This window comes from Marinobacter sp. MMG032 (genome assembly GCF_040112695.1).
In the GTDB taxonomy this organism is placed as follows: domain Bacteria; phylum Pseudomonadota; class Gammaproteobacteria; order Pseudomonadales; family Oleiphilaceae; genus Marinobacter; species Marinobacter salsuginis.
On the sequence record NZ_CP157802.1, the window covers coordinates 3,119,276 to 3,141,482 of the forward strand.

19 protein-coding genes are annotated in these 22,207 nt (G+C 58.2%); 12 read left to right on the plus strand and 7 right to left on the minus strand.

Going from position 1 to position 22,207, the window contains the following annotated elements; translation table 11 throughout:
* Positions 1–12: 12 nt before the first annotated feature.
* The 3 genes from ABNF92_RS14280 to ABNF92_RS14290 all read right to left on the minus strand — a co-directional run bounded on the left by ABNF92_RS14280 (position 13) and on the right by ABNF92_RS14290 (position 2,431).
* Positions 13–927: a cation diffusion facilitator family transporter gene (locus ABNF92_RS14280; RefSeq protein WP_349342504.1), complete on the minus strand. Its 915-nt coding sequence runs from the start codon at positions 925–927 to the stop codon at positions 13–15.
* 74 nt (positions 928–1,001) lie between these two features.
* Positions 1,002–1,595: an SCO family protein gene (locus ABNF92_RS14285; RefSeq protein WP_349342505.1), complete on the minus strand. Its 594-nt coding sequence runs from the start codon at positions 1,593–1,595 to the stop codon at positions 1,002–1,004.
* Positions 1,592–2,431, minus strand: coding sequence for a cytochrome c oxidase assembly protein (locus ABNF92_RS14290; RefSeq protein WP_349342506.1), 840 nt, complete (start codon positions 2,429–2,431; stop codon positions 1,592–1,594). The genes ABNF92_RS14285 and ABNF92_RS14290 overlap by 4 nt, the downstream gene beginning before the upstream one ends.
* Before the next feature lie 126 nt (positions 2,432–2,557).
* Between ABNF92_RS14290 and ABNF92_RS14295 the strand changes: the two genes are divergently transcribed.
* Entirely contained in the window at positions 2,558–4,246 is a 1,689-nt protein-coding gene (locus ABNF92_RS14295) for an HAD-IA family hydrolase (RefSeq protein WP_349342507.1), read from the plus strand.
* Positions 4,247–4,281: 35 nt separating this feature from the next.
* Here the strand turns inward: ABNF92_RS14295 and ABNF92_RS14300 are convergent, their stop codons facing one another.
* A complete protein-coding gene (locus tag ABNF92_RS14300) occupies positions 4,282–5,526 on the minus strand; it encodes a transporter substrate-binding domain-containing protein (RefSeq protein WP_349342508.1) in 1,245 nt (414 codons plus the stop codon).
* A gap of 120 nt (positions 5,527–5,646) precedes the next feature.
* Here ABNF92_RS14300 and ABNF92_RS14305 point away from each other — a divergent pair, with 120 nt between their 5' ends.
* The 7 genes from ABNF92_RS14305 (at position 5,647) to ugpC (ending at position 13,641) form a co-directional block, all read left to right on the plus strand.
* A complete protein-coding gene (locus ABNF92_RS14305) occupies positions 5,647–6,363 on the plus strand; it encodes a response regulator transcription factor (RefSeq protein ID WP_222465308.1) in 717 nt (238 codons plus the stop codon).
* The gene (locus ABNF92_RS14310) at positions 6,350–7,816 is read left to right on the plus strand and encodes an ATP-binding protein (protein ID WP_349342509.1); all 1,467 of its coding nucleotides are present in this window, start codon (positions 6,350–6,352) and stop codon (positions 7,814–7,816) included. The genes ABNF92_RS14305 and ABNF92_RS14310 overlap by 14 nt, the downstream gene beginning before the upstream one ends.
* A gap of 110 nt (positions 7,817–7,926) precedes the next feature.
* Entirely contained in the window at positions 7,927–9,366 is a 1,440-nt protein-coding gene (locus tag ABNF92_RS14315; RefSeq protein WP_349342510.1) for a carbohydrate porin, read from the plus strand.
* Positions 9,367–9,402: 36 nt separating this feature from the next.
* A complete protein-coding gene (locus tag ABNF92_RS14320) occupies positions 9,403–10,662 on the plus strand; it encodes an ABC transporter substrate-binding protein (RefSeq protein ID WP_069181801.1) in 1,260 nt (419 codons plus the stop codon).
* A 53-nt stretch (positions 10,663–10,715) separates the two neighbouring features.
* The gene (locus ABNF92_RS14325; protein ID WP_136629281.1) at positions 10,716–11,642 is read left to right on the plus strand and encodes a sugar ABC transporter permease; all 927 of its coding nucleotides are present in this window, start codon (positions 10,716–10,718) and stop codon (positions 11,640–11,642) included.
* A complete protein-coding gene (locus ABNF92_RS14330; protein WP_069181799.1) occupies positions 11,635–12,504 on the plus strand; it encodes a carbohydrate ABC transporter permease in 870 nt (289 codons plus the stop codon). Before ABNF92_RS14325 ends, ABNF92_RS14330 begins: the two co-directional genes overlap by 8 nt.
* 18 nt (positions 12,505–12,522) lie before the next feature.
* Positions 12,523–13,641 (plus strand): sn-glycerol-3-phosphate ABC transporter ATP-binding protein UgpC, encoded by a 1,119-nt coding sequence (ugpC, locus tag ABNF92_RS14335; RefSeq protein ID WP_349342511.1) that lies wholly within the window; start codon positions 12,523–12,525, stop codon positions 13,639–13,641.
* Between the two features lie 15 nt (positions 13,642–13,656).
* Here ugpC and ABNF92_RS14340 read toward each other — a convergent pair whose 3' ends face one another.
* The gene (locus tag ABNF92_RS14340; RefSeq protein WP_349342512.1) at positions 13,657–15,189 is read right to left on the minus strand and encodes a cryptochrome/photolyase family protein; all 1,533 of its coding nucleotides are present in this window, start codon (positions 15,187–15,189) and stop codon (positions 13,657–13,659) included.
* Between the two features lie 206 nt (positions 15,190–15,395).
* Between ABNF92_RS14340 and hemN the strand changes: the two genes are divergently transcribed.
* Positions 15,396–16,814, plus strand: a complete 1,419-nt coding sequence (gene hemN, locus ABNF92_RS14345; protein WP_349342513.1) for an oxygen-independent coproporphyrinogen III oxidase — start codon at positions 15,396–15,398, stop codon at positions 16,812–16,814.
* Between the two features lie 116 nt (positions 16,815–16,930).
* Here hemN and ABNF92_RS14350 read toward each other — a convergent pair whose 3' ends face one another.
* Entirely contained in the window at positions 16,931–18,946 is a 2,016-nt protein-coding gene (locus ABNF92_RS14350) for a methyl-accepting chemotaxis protein (RefSeq protein ID WP_136631350.1), read from the minus strand.
* Between the two features lie 292 nt (positions 18,947–19,238).
* Here ABNF92_RS14350 and ABNF92_RS14355 point away from each other — a divergent pair, with 292 nt between their 5' ends.
* Both ABNF92_RS14355 and ABNF92_RS14360 read left to right on the plus strand, forming a co-directional pair.
* Positions 19,239–20,234: a peptidase U32 family protein gene (locus ABNF92_RS14355; protein WP_136629284.1), complete on the plus strand. Its 996-nt coding sequence runs from the start codon at positions 19,239–19,241 to the stop codon at positions 20,232–20,234.
* Positions 20,235–20,247: 13 nt separating this feature from the next.
* Positions 20,248–21,138, plus strand: a complete 891-nt coding sequence (locus tag ABNF92_RS14360; protein ID WP_349342514.1) for a U32 family peptidase — start codon at positions 20,248–20,250, stop codon at positions 21,136–21,138.
* A gap of 6 nt (positions 21,139–21,144) precedes the next feature.
* On the opposite strand, the gene ABNF92_RS14365 is transcribed toward ABNF92_RS14360, so the two are convergent.
* Positions 21,145–21,615 carry a cytochrome c gene (locus ABNF92_RS14365; protein ID WP_349342515.1) on the minus strand — a complete coding sequence of 157 codons (471 nt, stop codon included), beginning with the start codon at positions 21,613–21,615 and terminating at the stop codon, positions 21,145–21,147.
* Positions 21,616–21,781: 166 nt separating this feature from the next.
* Between ABNF92_RS14365 and ABNF92_RS14370 the strand changes: the two genes are divergently transcribed.
* Entirely contained in the window at positions 21,782–22,144 is a 363-nt protein-coding gene (locus ABNF92_RS14370; protein WP_136629287.1) for a DUF488 family protein, read from the plus strand.
* Positions 22,145–22,207 lie beyond the last annotated feature (63 nt).

The window sequence follows — 22,207 nt, forward strand, 5'->3', positions numbered from 1 at the left end:
CACACGCGGGGATCAGCAGTAGGCAAGTGTTGGGCAACTACCGGCCTCGCGCTCCCATTGGATGGTCACGTGATGGATGTTGAAGTCGCTTGCCAGCATGCGGGTGGCCTGCTCGATGACCTTATCGTCACTGGCCGGGTCAGGCTTTACCAGATGCACCGTGAGGGCGTTTTCCGTTGTGCTTAGCCCCCAGATATGGAGGTGATGAACCGATTGAACGCCGGGCAGTTCCTTGAGGCTATCGAGAACTTGCTCCGGGTTGATCTCTCTCGGTACCGCGTCCACTGCCAGATTGAGGGAATCTTTCAGCAACCGCCAGGTTCCCAGAAAGATCACGGCTGCGATCACGAGACTTACGAGAGGATCTATCCAGTTGAGGCCGGTAAACATGATCACAAGTCCGGCAACCACAACGCCAACGGACACCGCCGTGTCTGCAGCCATGTGCAGGAACGCGCCGCGGATGTTGAGGTCACCCTCCTGGCCTTTCATGAACAGTAGCATCGTGAGGCCATTGATAACGACCCCGATGCCGGCGACCACGATGACGGTCAAACCGGTAACCTCCGCCGGTTCGCTGAAGCGGCCAATGGCTTCCCAGGCAATGCCGCCAACGGCTGCGATCAAAAAAAGCGCATTGAACAGGGCTGCCAGGATCGTGGATTTTTTCAGTCCGTAGGTGTTCCGGTCGGTCGCTTTCTTTGTGGCCATCCAGCTCGCAACCCAGGCCATGATGAGGCCCAGCACATCGCTCAGGTTATGGCCGGCATCAGCCAGCAGGGCCAGGGATCCGGACAGGACACCGTAGACTGCCTCGATGGCAACAAAGACCACGTTGAGCACGACGGCCAGCGCAAACGAGCGGTTGTGGGTGTCGAAATTTTGCGCATGGCCGTGCCCGTGACCGTGATCGTGGTGGCTGTGCATTGTCTGCTCTCCATTTTCTGATGCGTCTGGTGAGCATTCAAAACCCTGTAGTAGCTACAGGGTCAAGAGTCAGATTAACCTGACTCCTTCGCCAGCTGGGCCAGATCCTCGCTGATCTGCTCAGGCGATAGGCCGGGGCGCAGCAGCAGCCGGGCGTTGCCCCTGTGATCGAACACATAAACGGCGCTGCTGTGGGAGACGTTGTAGTTGCCGTTGGCGTCGGGCTGGTCATAACCGAAGGTGGTCCGGTAGCGTTTGGCGAGCTTTCGAAGCGTGGGTTCTTCGGCGGTGAGGCCAACGATTCCTTCCCCGAAGAAGCTTACGTAACTGGCCAGGCGTTCGGGGGTATCCCGGCGCGGGTCAACGCTGACGAACAGGGTGGTGACATCGTCATGATACTCTTCGGGCAGTTGCTGAACCGAGCGGCGCAGATCGGTCAGCGTGGTTGGGCAGACATCGGGGCAGGAGGTAAAGCCGAAATACACCAGCCGAATGTTGCCTTGTGAGTCATCAGGAGTCACGGTTTTCCCATCGGTGCTCTCCAGCTGGAACTGGAGCTCGGGCATCAGGCCCGATATGTCCTTGCCGTGCCAGCTTTTCTCATCGCCAGCGCAGCCAGCGAGTATCAGGGCAATGAAGACGAACCACAGTGACAGCGTTCTATTCATGCGTTTCCTCCTGCCAGAGAGCGGCGCCTGGGAAATTTGCCATCTTCATGCATGGCCCGGCGGAGCACGATCAGAATGCCGATGATGCTCATCATGGCCGGGGGGATCCAGGTCAGCAGACCGCCCAATAACTGATCGGTTTCGGGAGGCATGGGCCATGCCCGGCCGCAGACTTCGTACACGTCGTACACCATGCCCCGGGAAAAGACGATCCAGGCCCCGAGTACCATCTGGGGAATGGCCACCAGCGCTAGCAGCAGAATACGCTTGCCGTAACCCAATGCGTTGGTAATGGCCGGCGATCGGGGGTCGAAGATCAGCCACCAGAACAGCAGACCATCCAGCAACATGCTCCAGTTCATGATCCAGTAGAGCTGCCGGCTAAGCATGGCGTCAAAATGGATGGGCGGCCAGAGCCAGAAATAGATCAGGCCCACGAACAGAAACGAGGCGATAAAGGGCTGTTGCAATACCCGGTAAATCCAGCCAAATGGTTGTAGCCAGTAGCGCAAAGACGGTGACATCTTCTGGTACCAGAAGCGCATCACTGGCAGCGGATTGGATAGCGCGATCAGTATTGGCCCCAGGTGATGAAGAATCAGATGCTGCCCCCGGTGAACGAAAAACATGTACTGGGAGTAGTAGTCGAATCGGGTCTGCATCACCCCGTAACAGAGCATGACCCCGAGTGTGAACGTGATAATCCGGCCCGATCCTGGCCGGTCTTTCTCCGGCATCTTCAGAAGCGCGACACCATAAAATCCGAGCACCAGCATGTAGCTGAGCAGGGTCAGAGGCGAAAAATCGTAGGGCAGCAGGTAGCTCGATATTGGCATGGATCGGACTCGATGCGTGCACGCACTGGCAACCGGGTTTATCTTTCTTGTCAGTACCGCCGAGTTTTGCCGGCCCGGCGGCGGATTTCAAGGCCGGCTTCAGGAAACTTCTGACGGAGGCGGGGCATGGCCCGATTCTGCGATTCCATTTCAGCGCCGTCGGTGTTGATCTTCGACTGGCACGGCACGCTGGTAGACACTCACGATGCCATGTTCAGTGCCATGGAAGACATGCTGCCGCAGCTGGAGGATCTGGGGCTGGTGGAACGGCTGCTGCCCGAGGACAAGTGCCGAACATCGGACGATGCGCGCCTGGTGCGCTACATCCGGATTTTCCGGCGGCTGCATCCACGGATCCTGGCGGAGCGTCGGGTGTCGAGGACCGACATCTTCAACGCCATCTTTGGTGATGACAAAGAAGCCAAACTGATCGCCCACAAGGCCTATAACGAGGCCTATCGGCGATACTTCGGTCAGGTAAAGCCGTTCCAGCCTGGCGCATACGAATACCTCTCCGCCCTGAAGGCCATGGGAATCCGACTGGCGGTATCCACCAACCGGAACCGGGAGTTTCTGGACCGGGAATTACAGACGGTGGACGAGGGCCGATGGCGCAACCTGTTTGATGCCACGGTCTGCGCCGATGATGTCACCGAGTACAAACCCGACCCGGAGGTGATCCTGAAGGCGCTTGAGAAGCTCGATCTTCCGGCCGATGAAAAGGCCTGGTACGTGGGTGACAGCTACGTTGACATGCTCACCGCCAACAAAGCGGGCGTGTCGGGCGTTTTCTACAACGGGGCCCGTTGGGAGTCCGGTCGAATAGACAGCTGGTTTTCCCACCGGGACGCCCCCGCGGCCATTCTGGACAGCTTTGAAGACCTGATGGACCTCTTGGCCCTGCTTGAACGGAGCCAGCCGGAAGTTTTTGAACAGACGCCTGCCGAGGTTCGCCCACGACCCTTCCCGCCGCCACAGCGCCCGGAACCCCGCATTGAGCCGGACTGGCACCCGGCGGTGGTCAAGCTTATTCGCCCGGCGGTCATCCTGTTCGACTGGCACGCCACCCTGGTGGATACCCTGGACGCCATGTACCACGCGGTGGATGACATGCTCCCGGATTTCCACAAACTCAAACTGATGGACCGCATGGTAGCGCCGGAAGACAGCAAGACCCCGGAAGACGTGAAGCTGGTTGCCTATGTCCGGGAGTTTGCCAAGTTGCACCCGAAGGTGAAAGCAGACCGCAAGATTTCCCGGACCGACATTTTCGAGGTGCTGTTCGGGGACGACCAGGAAGCCAAGCAGATCGCCCACCAGGCGTTCAATCACCACTACCGAAAACACTACGGTACTGTGAAGGCCTTTGAGCCGAAGGTCCGAGAGGTTTTGGAAGGCTTAAGGCGCCTGGGTATTCAGGTGGGAGTCATTACCAACCGGGACCGCGAGTTTTTCGAGCATGAACTGGCGGCGGTGGAGGACACCGGCTGGACCCATCTTTTTGATGTCGACGTCTGCGGTGATGACACGCCCCTGCGAAAGCCGCACCCGGATCAGTTGCTGCTGGCGGTTCAGAAGCTGGATTATCCCCCGGACCCGAGTGTCTGGTACGTGGGCGACAGCACGACAGACGTGATTGCTGCAAAACGCGCGGGCCTGACTTCGGTATTCTTCAACGGGGCCCAGTGGGATCTGCCCTGGCTGAACAAGATTTTCCCCGGCACCCACAAACACCCGGACAAGCCGGATGTGGTGGTCAATGACTTCTCGGAATTCTGGGCCCTGGTGCTGGCCTGCGAGGTGGGACCACCATGATTTTTCGCGGTGACCGCAGAAAGCGACGACAATGATCAGTATTTCTCAGAGTCGCTGAGAGCTTCCTCAATACTGAGTCCAATCACGATAACACCAATAGCCGCCTCGCCATTGTCAGGCGACACCGTTGTGCTGGCAGTTACCTGAAACCTTGCCGCGGAGGTGTCATAGCGAATCGGGGATATGTACAGCCGCCTTTCGGCTTCGGTGCCGGTGACCCGGTTTTCCATTACCCTCTGGAACTTGGGTTCGTCTCCCTGCCAGTAGTCAGATGTTAGCTGGCTCATCGCCGCTAGAGTTCCCATGTCGTTGATCAGCATCACCTCGGTAACAAGGCCTCGGTGAGACTCTTGCCAGGCGAGAAGTGCCCTCGAGCCCGGCAGAGCGAGGATCCTTTCGGCGAGATCCGGCGTTGTGACCGGCACCAGCGCTTGCCACTGACTGTCGATGGTCATCACATCGGTAAAGCTTTCCTGCCTGGGGCCTGCCTCAATGATCTGGTTGATGTCCAGAACGCTGTTCATTTCTTTGAACAGGCGCCCCGATAGTTCCGTGATGCGGCGTGTTTCCTCTTCGGACAGTGCGAGCTGACCGGCCATGCAACTGTTCAGAGTACGGTTGAAAGTGCCAAGAAAATCAGGATAGTCGGAAACGAAGGCTTCGCTCAGGTACAGGTAAAGCGGCGCGTAACGGACAAAGTGCGCGGTGAGTCGTGTGGCTTCGGAATCGTTTTCGTAACGCAAACGATTCATCACGCGCTCATCCATCAGTGCCGTATCGATCCGGCCCCGTTTGAGCAGCGCAAGCAACTGCGACGGCGAAGACACGCTCAGGAAAATGGCATAGCCGTTGGATTCCAGCCAGGCTTCTTCGTTGCTGCCGGCCACGACTCCGATTCGCAGGTTATTGGTAAACGCTTTATTGCCCCCGGTAAAAAAGTACCATTTCTCCAGAGCCACGGGATCGCTGCGCCTGGCTATGTTGTCGAGTTCTGCGGAGGGATCAATGGCAAAATAGCCATCGATCATGTTGCGTTCCAGCGAGTGTATGGCGCGATTCTGGGGCGTAATCCGAATACGCGTTGCCCAGCCAGCGCGGTTTGCGGCACAAACCACGGTGTCTGTGGTTTCGCCGGAAATTCGATTGCCTCCACCCTTTTCCTGGCTCGCCACCTGATAGGGTGGGCTTTCGAAAGTGTAGAGGTTCAGTGTCGGAGGCTGGGCCTGACACACGGTTGAATACAGTATTGTTGTCAGACTCAGAGCGAGTCGAAGGTTCATCGTGAAGGCAGCATCCGTGATGTTGACAATCCTAACGTCAGGCTAGCACCAATGTGGGGCTTTTGCTGCACAACGTTAGGACATATTCTGATAGGTATGAATAACAACAAAGTCCAACCCATGAATGAAAGAAAAGCATCGATACTGGTAGTGGATGACGACGCTGCGATCCGTGAGCTGCTGGAGGAGCATCTGACCCGGGTAGGGTATGAGGTCAGGACCGCGGGCGACGGCGATCAGATGCGTCAACAGCTGGATTCGGCTCATGTTGACCTGATTGTTCTGGATGTCATGTTGCCCGGCGATGACGGTTTCACCCTGTGCCGGCAGATTCGTGAACACAGTCGGGTACCGATCATCATGCTCACGGCAAGCTCCGACGAAACTGATCGGGTTGTTGGGCTAGAGCTGGGCGCCGATGACTACCTCGCCAAACCCTTCAGTGCCCGGGAGCTTCAGGCCCGGGTCAAGGCGCTCCTTCGCAGGGCGAGTTTCAGTCGATCCGACAACCCCCGCTACGTCGTCTTTGATCGCTGGCGGCTGGATACCCTGGCCCACGAACTGATTGATGAGAATCAGCAGGGTACAGCGCTGTCCGGTGCAGACTTTGCCCTCCTCCAGCTGTTTCTCAGTCATCCCAATGAAGTGCTGGACCGTGACACTATTTCTGACGTTACCCGTGGCCGTGAATCCATGCCCCTGGACAGGGTGGTGGATGTGGCGGTGAGTCGTTTACGGCAACGGTTGGGCGATCAGGGGCGTAATCCCAGACTGATCAAGACTGTGCGGGGCGCCGGCTACCTTCTGGCGGCAACGGTGACCCATGTTTCCGAGTAGGGAAAGTCGATCGGAAGAAAGAAACTGGCGCTGGTTTCCCTCCTCACTGCTCGGGCGGGTACTTCTGCTTACGCTGTTGGCAATGGCGAGTGCCCAGATTATTTCCAGCGCCGCCTGGATTGCCACATTCCGGGCCCAGCAGGTTGAGGGTCTGGTGGCCACCACCCGTAACCTGGCGCAGTCGGCTGCTGCAACGGCCCAGTTCTTCAATTCGCTTCCGCTGGAATACCGGCATATCGTGCTCGATCAGCTACGGGACATGGGCGGGACCCGCTTCTTTGTCTCTCTCAATGACAAGCGTATCGATATGGAACCTTTACCCGACACTGGGCGGAAACGGCTGGTGACGGAAGAGGTCAAAACGGTACTTCGCAAAAGACTGGGTAATGAGATCAACCTCTACGTCGACTTTGTCGATCCAGCCGATTTGAGGATCCTGAACACTGAGCTGCCACTTGATGCGCTGCCACAGTCCTGGGCCCACTATGCACTGACCTTGGAGCCCCTGAATCCACCGGTCCTGGTTACCCAGGTTGAAGTCGCAGACGGCGAATGGTTGTACCTGGCCGCGGCACTGCCGGCCCCCTTCGTGTCACTTGAGGATGAGGGTATACCCGGGCAGCAGGTCCTGTTCCTGGTGGTAATGATCGCCATACTGTTCCCGGTACTGGCATGGCTGATACGACAACAGACACGGCCGTTACGCAAGCTCGCCAAGGCCGCCCGGGATCTGCCCCTGGAGGATGATCAGCCCCCACTGGTGGAAAAGGGCAGTGCTGAGATTCGGGCAGTGACCCGAAGCTTCAATACCATGCGTCGCCGATTGCAAAGTTACATCAGCGACCGGAATCAGCTGTTCCGTGCCATTTCCCACGATCTCAAAACCCCGATCACCCGCTTGCGTTTGCGGGTGGATCTGATTGACGACGACGTTATGCGCGAACGCCTGGAGGCTGATCTCCATGAGCTGGAGCTACTGGCAAAAAATGCCCTCCAGTCCATGAAAGACACCGATATACACGAAAATGCCGAGCCCGTGGATGTGGAGCGTATGCTTCGGGGAATGGCAGAAGCCTATCAGGGCGACGGGCCCGACAGGGTGATCGTGCAGGGCCATTGCAGCCCTTATCGGGGCAAGCCTCTGGCTCTGAAACGATGCCTTGGAAACCTGGTGGATAACGCCGTCAAGTATGGCAACAAAGCCCTGGTGCGAATTGAAGACATGGCGGGCCAACTGGTGATCCACGTGGAGGATGAGGGCCCCGGTGTTTCCGAGGAACAGTTGTCCCGCATCTTCGAGCCCTATTACCGGCTGGATAAAAACCAGCACCAGGGTTTTGGTCTCGGTCTGGGAATAGCCCGTAACATCGCACAAAGCCATGGCGGTGACCTGGAGATCAGTAACCGCTCCGCCGGTGGGCTGCATGTTGAACTTAGCTTGCCGCGCCACTGACAGCCCATGTAACAACCCTGTTACATGGCTATTTCCCTTTGATACGTAGAGTGTTCGTTTCTTGCCATAGACTCCATCGTTGCCAATAAAACAAAAACAAGGAGTCAAGAATGCTCAATGTTATCGATGGCACTACCCCTGCAAAAAGAACACCTATCGCACGCCTGTTGCCCACTGCGGTTGGCCTAGCATCGCTGGGTCTGATGGCCGGACAGGCGCAGGCCCAGGACCAGACGGTCGAAGAGCGGCTCGCGGCCCTTGAGGCACAGCTGGCCGAGGTGGAGCCGAAGGCCAGTGGCCTGGAGGGCTTTTCGTTCAATACCTATGCCCGGTCCGGGCTGCTTCTCAATGGCGACTTGCAAAGCGCACAGGGTGGTCCTTACCTGACCCCCGCAGGCTCCGTTGGTGGCGCTGTGGGCCGCCTCGGCAATGAGCCTGATACCTACCTTGAAGCCATCCTGAACTACAAACAGGTGGCCGAGAACGGTACCAGATCCCACTACCGGCTGATGATCGCCGATTCCACAACGTCCTCGAATGACTGGACCGCCGGCGATGGCGCACTGAACGTTCGTCAGGCCTACGTGGAATTCAGTAACCTGGCCAGTTTTTCCGGTGTTTTCGAGGAGGCGGCGATCTGGGCTGGCAAGCGTTTTGACCGGGACCTGAATTTCGATATCCACTGGCTCGACAGCGACATCGTTTTTCTGGGTGGTCTGGGCGCGGGCGTCTACGACGTGACCTTTGCGGACGGCGTAAAGTCCAACTTCTCCCTCTACGGCCGAAGCTTTCTGGAATTCCCTTCCGACATTCAGGACCAGGACATCACATCAGACACAGACAACCTGATCCTTACCGCCAATAACTACTTCGGTAACGTGCAGTTTCTGATCAATGGCATGAAGGCCCAGGAAAACGATCTCCGCGTGGTTGGTGGTGTCACTGAAGCCGCCGAAACCGGCTTGCACACCATGCTGGCGTATCACGGGGACAGTTTCTTCGGGCTGTCAGACGGTAACTTCAAGGCCGCGGTCATCCACGGCACTGGCCTGGGGGCCGAAACCAAGAACATCGGCGCTGATGGCGACCTGCATGAGGATGCAGTCAGCACCCGTGTTGCTGTGTACGGCACCACCTATCTCAGCGAAAGCTGGCGGTTTGCCCCGGCGATTCTGGCGGAAACCAGTGAGGACCGTTACATCAAGGGCGACGAATACCAGTGGCTGACCTTCAATGCCCGTGTTGCCCAGGAGCTGAGTGCGAATTTTGAAATGCAGTACGAGGCCTCCTGGCAGACCATGGATCTCACCACCCTCGGCTACCAGGGTAGAAATTCCGTGGATGGCGACTACAGCCGTTTTACGGTAGCGCCCACCTTCAAGCCCCAGGTCGGCGGGTTCTGGAACCGTCCGGAAATCCGCGTGTTTGCAAGTTACTCCACCTGGGATGACGAGCTTGAAACCTACGCTGCTGGCGATGCACTTGGCGTCGACAGTGATTTCGAAAGCAGTCAGTGGACCTTTGGTACCCAGATGGAAATCTGGTTCTGAACCTGATCTGGACAACAAAACAGGAAGGAATTGACCATGACTAAGTTCAAAAAAACGCTTGCTGCTGCAGCCGTATCTGCAGCGTTGCTTCCCACCCAGGCCATCCAGGCCGGCGAAGTAGAAGTTCTGCACTGGTGGACCGCTGGTGGTGAAGCTCGGGCCGCGGCTGCACTGAAAGAAATGATGGAAGAGCAGGGCCACACCTGGAAAGACTTTGCCGTGGCCGGTGGTGGCGGTGAGGCGGCCATGACTGTGCTCAAGACCCGCGCTGTTTCCGGCAACCCGCCGGCTGCCGCCCAGATCAAAGGCCTGGATATCCGGGAGTGGGCCAAGCTGGGTTTTCTCACCAGCCTGGATGATGTGGCCGAGGCCAACAACTGGGATCAGCTGATTCCGCCGGTTATTGCCGATGTCATGCAGTACGAGGACAGCTATGTCGCCGTACCCGTGAATGTGCACCGGGTTAACTGGCTCTGGGCCAACCCGGAGGTACTTGAGAACGCCGGAGTTTCCTTGCCCACGACCCTCGAAGAATTCTACGCCGCGGCCGAGAAGCTGAAAGCCGATGGCATTGTTCCCCTGGCCCATGGTGGCCAGCCCTGGCAGGACGCAACGGTTTTCGAGGCCGTGGCTCTCGCGGTCATGGGCCCGGAAGACTTTGCCAGCGCCTTCGTTGAGCACGACATGGACGTGATTAACAGCGCACAGATGGAAGAGGTCTTCGCCGAGTTTGCCAAGGTGATGAGCTACGTGGATGACAATGCAGCCGGCCGAGACTGGAACACCGCCACCGGCATGGTTATTCGAGGCGAGGCGGCCATGCAGATCATGGGCGACTGGGCCAAGGGAGAGTTCACTGCTGCTGGCCTGACTCCTGGTGAGGATTACATCTGTGCCCCGGCCCCGGGTACTGGTGGGCAGTTCACCTTCAACGTCGACTCGTTCGCCATGTTCAGCCTCAGCGATGAGGACAACACCATGGCGCAGAAAGACCTGGCCCGCACGATCATGGAGCCAGAGTTCCAGACCGTGTTCAACAAGGCCAAGGGCTCGATCCCGGTCCGTACCGACATGGACATGTCCGGCTTTGACACCTGCGCCCAGGCGTCCATGGACACGTTCAAAAGCAGTGCTGACGACGGCGGACTGGTGCCCAGCTTTGCCCATGGCCTGGCCACCACCAGCTATGTGCAGGGCCAGATCTTTGACGTTGTCACCAACTTCGTGAACTCCGATAACAAGGATCCGGCCACGGCCACCGATCAGCTGGCAGCGGCCATCCAGGCGGCGCTCTGATCCGGTAGGGGCCGCCCGTCCGGGTGGCCCCCGATCCTCTCGGGAGACTCATCATGGAACACACTCAACGCCAACCTGCCAGGGTGGCCCGGGCGCCGTCACGCTTTCTGGACGCGTTGCAGCGCTGGCTGCCAAAGCTGGTTGTGGCACCCACATTCGTTCTTATCGGTGTTGGCATATACGGCTACATGCTCTGGACCGGCGTTCTGTCGTTCACCAGCTCCAGCTTCCTGCCGGTTTATGACTTTGTCGGCTTCGATCAGTACGCCAAGCTGATGGCCAACGACCGCTGGCTGACCGCCTCTGTCAATCTGGGCATCTTTGGCGGCCTTTTCATTCTCAGTTGCCTGGTTATTGGCGTGATACTGGCGATTTTCCTGGATCAGCGGATTCGCCAGGAAGGTGCCATCCGCACCATCTATCTCTACCCCATGGCCCTGTCGATGATTGTCACCGGCACCGTCTGGAAATGGATCCTGAATCCCAGCCTAGGGCTGGAAAAGCTGATGCATGACTGGGGCTGGACGTCGTTCAGTTTCGACTGGCTGGTTAGCTCGGACATGGCCATCTATACCATCGTGATGGCCGCGGTCTGGCAGGCCTCCGGCTTCGTCATGGCCCTGTTCCTGGCGGGGCTGCGCGGTGTGGATTCATCCATTATCCGGGCCGCCCGTGTCGATGGCGCCAGCCTGCCGCTGATCTACTGGAAAATCATCCTGCCGTCCCTGCGACCGGTATTCTTCAGTGCCGTCATGGTACTGGCCCACATTGCGATCAAGAGCTTTGACCTGGTGATGGCCATGACCGCCGGTGGACCGGGCTATTCCACCGACTTGCCAGCGGTATTCATGTACGCCCACACCTTCACCCGCGGCCAGATGGGCCTGGGTTCCGCCAGTGCCATGTTGATGCTTGGCGCCATCCTGGCATTGATCGTGCCCTACCTGTACTCGGAACTAAGGGAGAAACGCCATGACTGATGTCGTTCGCACGGGCTTTCGTCCCAGCCGCGTGGCCATCTACGGGCTCTTGCTCCTGGCCGCCCTGGTCTATCTGATTCCGCTGTTCATCATGCTGGTGACCAGCTTCAAGACACCCATGGATATCCGTACCGGCAACCTGATGGCCCTGCCCACGGAGTGGACGACCATCGGCTGGACCAAAGCCTGGTCCGAGGCCTGTACCGGGGTCCAGTGCGAAGGGATCAGCGGGTATTTCTGGAATTCCTTCAAGATGACCGTGCCCGCGGTACTGATTTCCACGTTGCTGGGTGCCTTCAACGGCTATGTGCTCTCCAAGTGGAAGTTCAAGGGCTCTGACCTGTTCTTTGGCATGCTGCTGTTCGGCTGCTTCGTGCCGTTCCAGGTGGTTCTGTTACCGATGGCAGCCACCCTCGGGAAACTGGGCCTGGCCAACACCACAACTGGTCTGGTGCTGGTGCACGTGATCTATGGGGTGGCCTTCACCACGCTGTTCTTCAGGAACTATTACGTGGCCATTCCAGATGCCCTGATCAAGGCAGCGCGCCTGGACGGTGCCGGCTTCTTCACCATTTTCTTCCGCATCCTGCTGCCCATGTCCACGCCGATTTTCATGGTGTCGCTGATCTGGCAGTTCACCCAGATCTGGAACGACTTCCTGTTTGGCGTGGTGTTCGCCAGCGGTGATAGCCAGCCCATCACCGTGGCGCTCAACAATCTGGTCAACACCAGTACCGGAGTAAAGGAATACAACGTGGATATGGCGGCAGCCATGATCGCGGCGCTGCCCACACTGGTGGTCTACATCGTCGCCGGCAAATATTTCATCCGGGGTCTGACCGCCGGATCTGTGAAAGGTTGATCTGAGAGGATAACAACAATGTCTCAACTGGAACTGCGGAGCATCCGCAAAACCTATCCGGGCGTGGCCGAGGAAACCCTCAAGGGGATCGACATCGACATCGCCTCCGGTGAATTCATCATTCTTGTGGGCCCGTCCGGCTGTGGCAAGTCCACGCTGATGAACACCATCGCCGGTCTGGAAACGATTAGCGACGGTTCGATAGTGCTCGACGGCAAGGACATTTCCACCATGGAGCCCAAAGACCGGGACATCGCCATGGTGTTCCAGTCCTACGCCCTTTACCCGACTATGTCCGTGCGTGAGAACATCGCCTTCGGCCTGAAGATACGCGGTCTGCCAAAGCATGAGATCGATCAGGAAGTGGAGCGGGTGGCCGATTTGCTGCAAATCTCCCAGCTGCTCAACAAGAAGCCGGCCAACCTGTCCGGCGGCCAGCAGCAGCGGGTCGCCATGGGCCGGGCACTGGCCCGGCGGCCGCGCATTTACCTGTTTGATGAACCGCTGTCCAACCTGGACGCCAAGCTGCGGGTGGAGATGCGTACCGAGATCAAGAAGCTGCATCAGCGCCTGAAAACCACGATCGTGTACGTAACCCACGATCAGATCGAGGCCATGACGCTGGCGGACCGGATTGCCGTGCTCAAGGACGGCGAGCTGCAGCAGCTGGGTACTCCGAAAGAGGTCTATAACACCCCTGCCAATCTGTTTGTGGCCGGTTTCATGGGGTCGCCGGCCATGAGCTTTGTGACGGTGACAGTGGCCCAGGGAGAACAGGGGCTGTACGCCGAGGTACGGGGAAACAATGGCGGCACCCTCAGGCTTCCGGTGCCGGATTACCTGGCCAACCGGGTTGGAAAAAAGGTGATTCTCGGTATCCGACCGGAGCACATTACCCAGCCCCAGGATCAGAAGAACGACCAGTCCCTGGTGGCAAAAGGTGAGTTCACGATTGAAGTCACCGAGCCCACCGGCCCGGATGTGATCGCTCTGATCCAGCTGAACGATACCAACGTCCATTGCCGGATCGACCCGGAACACCCGGTAACCTGGGGCGAGACTGCCGAGCTGATGTTTGATATGAAAAAGGTCGTGTTCTTCGATGCGGACACGGAAAAGCGGATCGCCCCGCACTGAGAGGCTGTTGCGGCTTTAAAGTTGCTCCACGTTCGCCAGCAGGTATTCGGCGCGCTGGAGCAATGCTTCCCGTTTCTCGGGTTTCTGCTTGTTCCAGTTCCTGTACATCATGCCCATTCGCGGGTTGTTGGCGAAGTCGTCCCGATGGCGATCTATGAAATGCCAGTACAGGGCGTTGAACGGGCAGGCGTCCTCTTCGGTGGCCTTGTTCACCTTGTAATGGCAGTTCGAGCAGTGGTCCGACATGCGCTGGATGTACTTCCCGCTGGCGGCGTAGGGCTTGGAGCCCAGGTAACCGCCATCGGCGTGCATCACCATGCCCAGCACGTTGGGCAGTTCCACCCAGTCGTAGGCATCGGCGTAGACCGCCAGGTACCAGTCGCAGATTTCCTCCGGTTTGATGCCCGCCAGCAGTGCGAAGTTGCCGGTGACCATCAGCCGCTGGATATGATGGGCGTAGGCGTTGCGTCGAGTGGCATCAATGGCTTTGTGCATGCAACGCATTTTCGTATCGCCGGTCCAGTAGAACCAGGGCAGGGCGCGGGTGTTACCCAGGCTATTCTCCTGCGCATACTCCGGCATGTTCATCCAGTAAATACCCCGAACAAACTCCCGCCACCCCAGGATCTGCCGGATAAAGCCCTCCACCGCGTTGATCGGTGCCTGTCCCGAATACCAGGCCTGGGCCGCCGCTTCGCAAACCGCCACCGGATCCAGCAGCCCGGAGTTGATATAGGGCGACAGGATGGAATGGAACAGCCAGTCTTCGGTGTCGGAAATCGCATCCTGGTAATCGCCAAAGCAGGGCAGGGCATAGTCAATGAAGTGCTCAAGCGCCGCCTGTGCGTCTTCCGCCGTTACGGCAAAGTGGAAGTCGTCGGTGGTGCCGAAATGATCGGCAAGATGCTCGTCCACCAGCGCGATCACCTCCCGGGTAATGGCATCCGGTTCCACCCGAAAGGTCGCCGGGGCCGGCGGCTTGCCGGTCCACTTCTTGCGGTTATCGGCGTCGAAATTCCATTGCCCGCCCTCCGGTTCGCCTTCGGAGGTCATCAGCAAACCGGTCTTGCGCCGCATCTCCCGGTAGAAGAATTCCATCCGCAACTGTTTCCGGCCCTCGGCCCAGTCCGTAAATTCCTGCTTGGTGGCAATGAACCGTGTATCCGGGCGGATCTCCACCGGCACACCGAGGCGTTCATGCCAGCCACTGATCTGTTCGTGCAGCCGCCATTCCCCGCACTCGGTGGTGATGACTTTTTCCGCGTTCATACGCTCCACCTGCTCGCCAACCACCGCTTCGAGGCTCTGGTGCTTGTTGTCCCGGTGATACGGCTGGTAGTGCACCTGCCAGCCATCGCTCTCCAGTTGCCGGGCAAAATGGCGCATGGCGCTGAACAGCAGCACAATCTTCTTCTTGTGGTGATTGGTGTAGCTGGCTTCGTCATGAACTTCGGCCATCACCACCAGATCCCGATCCTTGTCGGCGTTGTCGAGAGCGCTGATGTTTCTCGTTAACTGGTCGCCGAGAATCAGAATCAGGTTGGCCATGGTGGGGGAATCCTCCAGTCAGTAAGCTGCGGGCTATGCCCACAAAGGGGTAAACCAAGTACGCCAAGAGCCCAAGGGTGGTTCAGTCTCCGGGCTGGTAAACTCAAACCATCAGTCAACTGACCCGAATCAAGAAGCCAGCCAAAGGATTGCCCTAGAATGCCGGCAAATCCTCGATGCCCCCGTTATACCCCAGAGCGCTTATTATGACCTCCACATCCGCACTCAAAGCCCATGACTCAACCCTGCCGGAATTCATCTGGGATGATGCCCTGATCCGACGCTACGACCTCAGCGGCCCGAGGTACACCTCCTATCCCACGGCCGTCGAGTTCAACCAGAACTACCCGGTGGAAGAGATGGTCAAGGCTGCGGCCCGCAGCAAGGCCAGCAATCGTCCGCTGTCGCTCTATACCCACCTGCCGTTCTGCGCGCACCTCTGTTACTACTGCGCCTGCAACAAGGTGATCACCAAGAAGCGCGACAAAGCCATGCCCTACGTGGAGCGGGTGCTGAAAGAGGCGGCCATCCAGTCAAAACTGTTCGGGGCCGACCGGCCGGTCACCCAGCTGCATTGGGGCGGCGGTACCCCCACGTTTTTGCCAAAAGATGTGATGGAACACCTGATGGCGGGATACGGGGAGTTGTTCAACCTGCAAACCGGCGATGAGCGGGATTACAGTGTGGAGATTGACCCGCGGGAAGTGGACCAGGATACCCTGCCAACCCTGTGGAACCTGGGCTTCAACCGGATCAGTCTCGGCGTTCAGGACGTCAACCCGGAGGTTCAGAAAGCCGTGAACCGTATCCAGCCGCGGGACATGACCGAAGCCGTGCTCAACGAAGCGCGGCGCATCGGCTTCCGGTCCATCAACCTGGACCTGATCTACGGCCTGCCGTACCAGACGCCGGAAAGTTTTGCCGAGACACTGGAAGCGGTGATTGAAATGTCTCCGGACCGGCTCTCCGTGTTCAGCTATGCCCACCTGCCGGACCGTTTTTATCCGCAGACCCGGATTCAGGGCGACACCTTGCCCAGTCCGCAGCAGAAGCTGACCATTCTGCACAACACCATCAATCGCCTGCTGGACGCCGGTTATGAATACATCGGCATGGACCATTTCGCCAAGCCGGACGACAGCCTTTCTGTGGCACAACGCGAAGGCCGCCTGCACCGGAATTTCCAGGGCTATACCACCCACTCCGAGTGCGACCTGGTGTCGCTCGGCGTTTCCGCCATCGGCCAGACCGACGATGCCTATTTCCAGAACAACCACGACCTGCCTTCCTGGGAGGCCGCCATTGATGCCGGTCAGTTGGCCATCACCAAGGGCGTGAACCTGACTCGCGACGACCGGATTCGCCGCTGGGTGATCGGCCAACTGATCTGCCAGTTCCGGCTGGACCGCCACCAGTTTGCAGAGGCCTGGAGCGAAGATCTGGACCGCTATTTTGCCGATGAGCTCCGCCGTCTGAAGCCCATGATTCAGGATGAGTTGATTGCTGATGATGGCAATACCCTTCAGGTGCAGCCCGCCGGTCGGCTGCTGATCCGGGCCATCTGCCAGATCTTTGATCTTTACCGCAAGGAAGGCGCCAGCCAGCGGTTCTCCCGGATTATCTGATTGGCGGGAACCGAAGTCGGGGTCAGATGAAGGCTTTCATCTGACCCCTTTTCATTTTTCCACATTAAAAAAGGGGCTGCCCGTTACCGGACAGCCCCGTTTTGCATCTACTGGCGTCAGCTATAAGCCGGCACCTTGAACTCATTGGCCAGGTCCTGCAGCACCCGCGCCAGCCGTGCCTGCTCGCCGGTTACCTGGGTGATTTCCTGGGAGCCGGTCAGGGTCAGGATGGCGGCTTCGCTGACCGATTCCATGCTGCCTGCCAGTTCCCTTGTAACGGCTACCTGTTCTTCGGAGGCGGTGGCAATCTGGCTGGCCATATCGGAAATGCTGTTCACATCGGTCAGGATATCCGCGAAGGTCTGCTCCAGCTCGGATGCCTGCTCGCTGGTGGCATTCGCCAGTTTGTGGCTTTCCACAATCGAGCGGCTGGCGTTGTCAGTTATGCTCTGGAAGCCATTGATAATGTCTTCGATCTGGGTGGTGGACTCGTGGGTCTGTTGCGCCAGGGTCCGAACTTCGTCGGCAACCACCGCAAATCCTCGGCCGTGCTCGCCCGCGCGGGCGGCTTCAATGGCTGCGTTCAGGGCCAGCAGGTTGGTCTGGTCGGCAACCTTCCGGATCACGTCCACCACATCGGCGATGGTTGAACTGCGGTTTTCCAGTTCTTCGATCACCTCGTTCACCTTCTGAACCGATTTGGCCAGGGAACGAATACTTTTTACGCTGCCGTGCAACACCTGCTCGCCACTCCGACTTTTTTCCATGGCGCTGCGTGCAGCATCGGCCACCTGCTGGGTGTTCCGGGAGATCTCCTCGGAAGTGGCAGACATCTCTTCGGTGGCCGCTGCCACCTGTTCGATCTGTTGCTGCTGGTTTTTCACCTGGCTGGCATTCTGGCCGGCGGTGGAGCTGGTCTCCTCGGTAGCGGTGGCCAGCTGGACGCTGGATTTGTCGATGTGCAGTAGGGCGTTGCCGAAGCGTCCGAACAGCTCGTTAATGGCCTTACCGATGGTGCCCACCTCATCCCGGCTGGAGATTTCAATCTCGCGGGTCAGGTCCTTGTTGTCCATGGCAAACCGAACGCCATCGAGCAGTCGGCCGACCTGCAGATTGATGGCACGGATGATCACCAGCATCAGCACCAGTACAGCCAGAACGGCACCTGCGGAAATGCCGGAGGCCAGCATCAGGTCGTTCCGGGCGTCGGCAACGCCATCTGATGCCAGACTCACCACGTCGGATAACATATCCTTTCTCGCCTGATTGAGGTTGCCGATTCGCTGGGTGGTGGTTGTAAACCAGTCAGAGGCGTCCAGTGCATACATGCCTGACGGGCTGCTGAAAAGTGTTTCACGGCGCTGGGCCAGAGCCTGGCTTGCAACACTGCGGTTATGATTTTCCAGGGTTGCACGGATCTCATTGTCAGACGCCAGCATTGTGATGGCTTCGTTGAGGAAGGCTTCCTGCTGGCCGCCGAGACCCGCAATTCGGGCCACGGTGGGCAGGTCGAAGTCACCGCTGCGAATCATGGAGGCGCCCGCGGCTCTCTCACGGCCGGCCATCTCCGCAACCTTGGCGAGGGCGTAGTAGCCGTTAACCTCGCGGGTCAATTCCGGATCGGTTGAGCGCCGGACAATAAGGCCAATCCGGTCGATTAATCCCATGATCATCGCGGTGTAGCGCGGAGCGACGTCGCTACGGTTGTCGACCGACCGACGCAGAGCGTCTATGTTGTCGAGTTCCTGGCGAACGGACTGAATGCTTGTTTCAACCATCCTGTCAAACGATGCATCTGTCATCAGGGCAGTGATGTGGCGCTGATACTCTGAAATCCGCGTGTCGGTTTGTCGCCGCTGTTCCGCAAGATCTCTTTCGGCCTGCCGGGCGGCATCGCTTCCCGGGCTGCTGGCAAGGAAAACCGCGGAGCGACCACGCTCTTTCTGCAGGGCTTCGGTGAGAGGATCACCGGCTTCAGCCAGTTCGATCTTCGAGAGCAGTTGTCGCATGTCATCCAGTTTGCCCTGATTCAGAACGACGCTTTCTGCCGCGAAAAATAGGATAACAAGCAGGGCCGGTACCACCAGAGTGATCAGTTTGCCCCGCATGGAGAGATTGTTGATAAATTTCATAGCGTTCTGCCTTGGCTGTCCGTGTCGGATATGCCGCTATTATCCCGGCATAGCAAGGTCGCTCTCTATCAGCGTGAAGGAGTAGCAGTGGAGGTAGTTACGGGCAGGTAAGCTTATGTTTCTGCTTGTTAAGTTTCTGATAATTATCAATTAACTGTGGCATCCGTAATACCGCGTAGAGTACCACCACAGAGGTATACAGCAGACCGGGGCTATCCTGCTGACAAAGGTCAAGGTACTCGGGCCATGCGTCCGATATGGTCGATGCCGTTAATCCAAGGCGGAGAAAACCATGGAACTTGTGTGTCCGGCCGGCAGCCTCCCGGCCCTGAAAACCGCCGTTGATAACGGCGCCAACGCCGTATATTTCGGTTTTAAAGACAGCACCAACGCACGTCAGTTTGCCGGCCTGAACTTCAATGATAAACGCGCCGCTGAAGGCATTGAATACGCCCATCTCCGGGGCGCAAGAGTGTTCTGTGCCATCAACACCTACCCGCAGCCAGACGGCTGGGAGCAATGGAAGGGGGCAGTAGACCGCGCCGCAGGTCTTGGTGTGGATGCCATTATCCTGGCCGATATGGGCCTGCTGGATTATGCCGCGAACCGATATCCGCACATCCCCCGTCATCTGTCGGTTCAGGGGTCTGCCACCAGCCACAAAGCCCTCTCCTTCTACAAAGACAACTTCGATATTCGCCGGGCCGTGCTGCCCCGGGTTCTGTCACTGGACCAGGTTCGTGGTGTGGCCAGACAGAGTCCGGTGGAACTGGAAGTCTTTGCCTTCGGTAGCCTGTGCATCATGGCCGAGGGCCGTTGCTACTTGTCTTCCTACCTGACCGACGAATCCCCGAACACCCGCGGAGCCTGTTCCCCCGCCAAGGCCGTGCGCTGGCAGGAAACAGCGAACGGGCTCGAATCCCGCCTCAACAATGTCCTGATTGACCGTTATGGCCAGGGTGAACCCGCGGGCTACCCGACTCTGTGTAAAGGCCGTTTTGAAGTTGAGGGTCATGTCTATCACGCCATTGAGGAGCCGGTTAGCCTGAACACTCTGGACCTTTTGCCGGAGCTTCAGGCGCTGGGTATCAGTGCCGTGAAGATTGAGGGGCGTCAACGGAGCCCGGCCTACATCGCGGACGTAGCCAGAACCTGGCGTCATGCTCTGGACGACCTTCAAGCCGGCACCGAAGGCTTTACGGTTGAGCCTCAATGGCAGCAGACGCTGGCGGGTCTTTCCGAGGGCGGCCTGACCACACTGGGCGCCTACCATCGCAAATGGAAATAAGGTTTCACCACCCATGCTGAAGTTATCCCTGGGGCCGATCCTGTGGTTCTGGTCCAGGCAGACCGTTTTCGAGTTTTATGCCAATGCCGCCGAGTGGCCGGTGGATACCATTTATCTGGGGGAAGTGGTGTGCTCCCGCCGGCGGGAACTGAAACCGGATGACTGGCTGGATCTGGCTCGTGATCTGAAAGCCTGCGGCAAGAATGTGGTGCTCTCCACGCTCACACTGATTGAGTCGGAGGCCGATTTGCGCCGCCTGCGACGGTTCTGTGAGCAGGATGAATTCCTGGTAGAGGCCAACGATCAGAGCGCCTTGCAAGTGGCCATCCGGAACCGAATTCCGTTTATTACCGGCCCCTCGATGAACATCTACAACACAGCCACCCTGAAGATCCTTGCCAAACAGGGCCTGAAAGAATGGAACCTGCCGGTAGAACTGGGCAAGGAAACCCTCGAGCAGCTGATCAAGGAGCTGCATCAGGAAGGACTGGATCTCCCCGCCGAGGTATTTTCCTGGGGCTTCCTGCCCCTGGCCTGGTCCTCCCGTTGTTTTACCGCCCGCCATTACAATCTGCCCAAAGACAACTGCGAGTTCCGCTGCCTGCAGCATCCGGACGGCATGGAGTTGCGCTCCCGGGAAAGCCAGGAGCTGTTTCGCATCAACGGCATTTCCACCTTGTCCGGCTCCCGTTACGACCTGATGCGGGAGCTACCGGACATGGAGCGTATGGGCGTCAGTACTGTGCGCCTCAGCCCCGAACATCAGGGCATGGAGGCAGTGATCAGGCGTTTTGATCAGGTACGCCGGGGGGAGATGCCCGCCACCGACCCGCTGCAGTTGGTGGAGGCGCCCCCCTGCAACGGGTACTGGTACGGCAAGCCGGGAATGGATCTGATCGGCTGAGGCCGATCAGTCCTGAACAGGTTTGACGCTAGGAAAGCGGTCCGACACGTAGGTGCTGTGGCACTGGATGCAGTTGCCCGTCATTTTGCCAAACAGCTGGTTTTGCTTCTCCGTGTCGTCATTCCTGCCGGCCTCGGCCAGCGCCGCCGCCAGCTGATGAAACTCCTTGTCCAGCTTGATAAAGCCTTCTGGTACTGCCGACATCAGGTCTTTGCGATCCTCTTCAGTGAGGGACTGCTGCAGGATGAAGCTGTCGTGGATGTTCTGGGCCTGCTCTGCAACCTTGCCGTGCTGACCCATAACGATGGCCGAATGAATCTGACCCATGGCTGACTGAATGGACCGCATCTCTTCGCGCAGCAGACGGTCCAGCTTGTCGGTCAGCTTGGGAGTGACCGGTTCGGTGGCAGAGGCAGCGAATGATACAGTGATGGTCAGAATGACGATGCTCAGAAGCGCTCTGTTTGTTTTTATCATGAGGATGCCCCTCTATCGATTAATGTTGAGCATCATTCAGGCTATCACTCTTGGCTGGTGTACCTGTTGAGATATGTTAATTGTTCAACACTGGCGTCCGATGATGTGTAGGCACAAGATTGTGAGCCGAGCAACGTCCAGAAGTCCGCTGAAGAGGTGAGAGCTCATGGATATCCGACTGAAGCGCGCATATGCAGAACCCGCACGCTCAGATGGCCCACGGGTGCTTGTAGACCGTATCTGGCCACGCGGCGTGGCCAAGAAAAATGCAGATATTACTCTCTGGCTGAAAGGGCTGGCACCGTCGACTGAACTGCGGAAGTGGTTCAGCCACGATCCTGGCAAATGGCCGGAGTTCCGGGAGCGGTACCTTGATGAGCTGACATCAGGTGATGCCAGCGAGGATCTTGAGGCACTCAAGGAGCTGCTTGAGCAATATGACCGCATAACGCTCGTGTTTGCCGCGAAGGATACCGAGCACAACAATGCTGTGGCGCTTCGGGATTATATTTTGAACGACCAACTCTAAATAGTCAGAGGGTGGCGGCCTTCGCCTTCTGGGCCGCCCAGATTGCTGAAAACGCTCGCACCT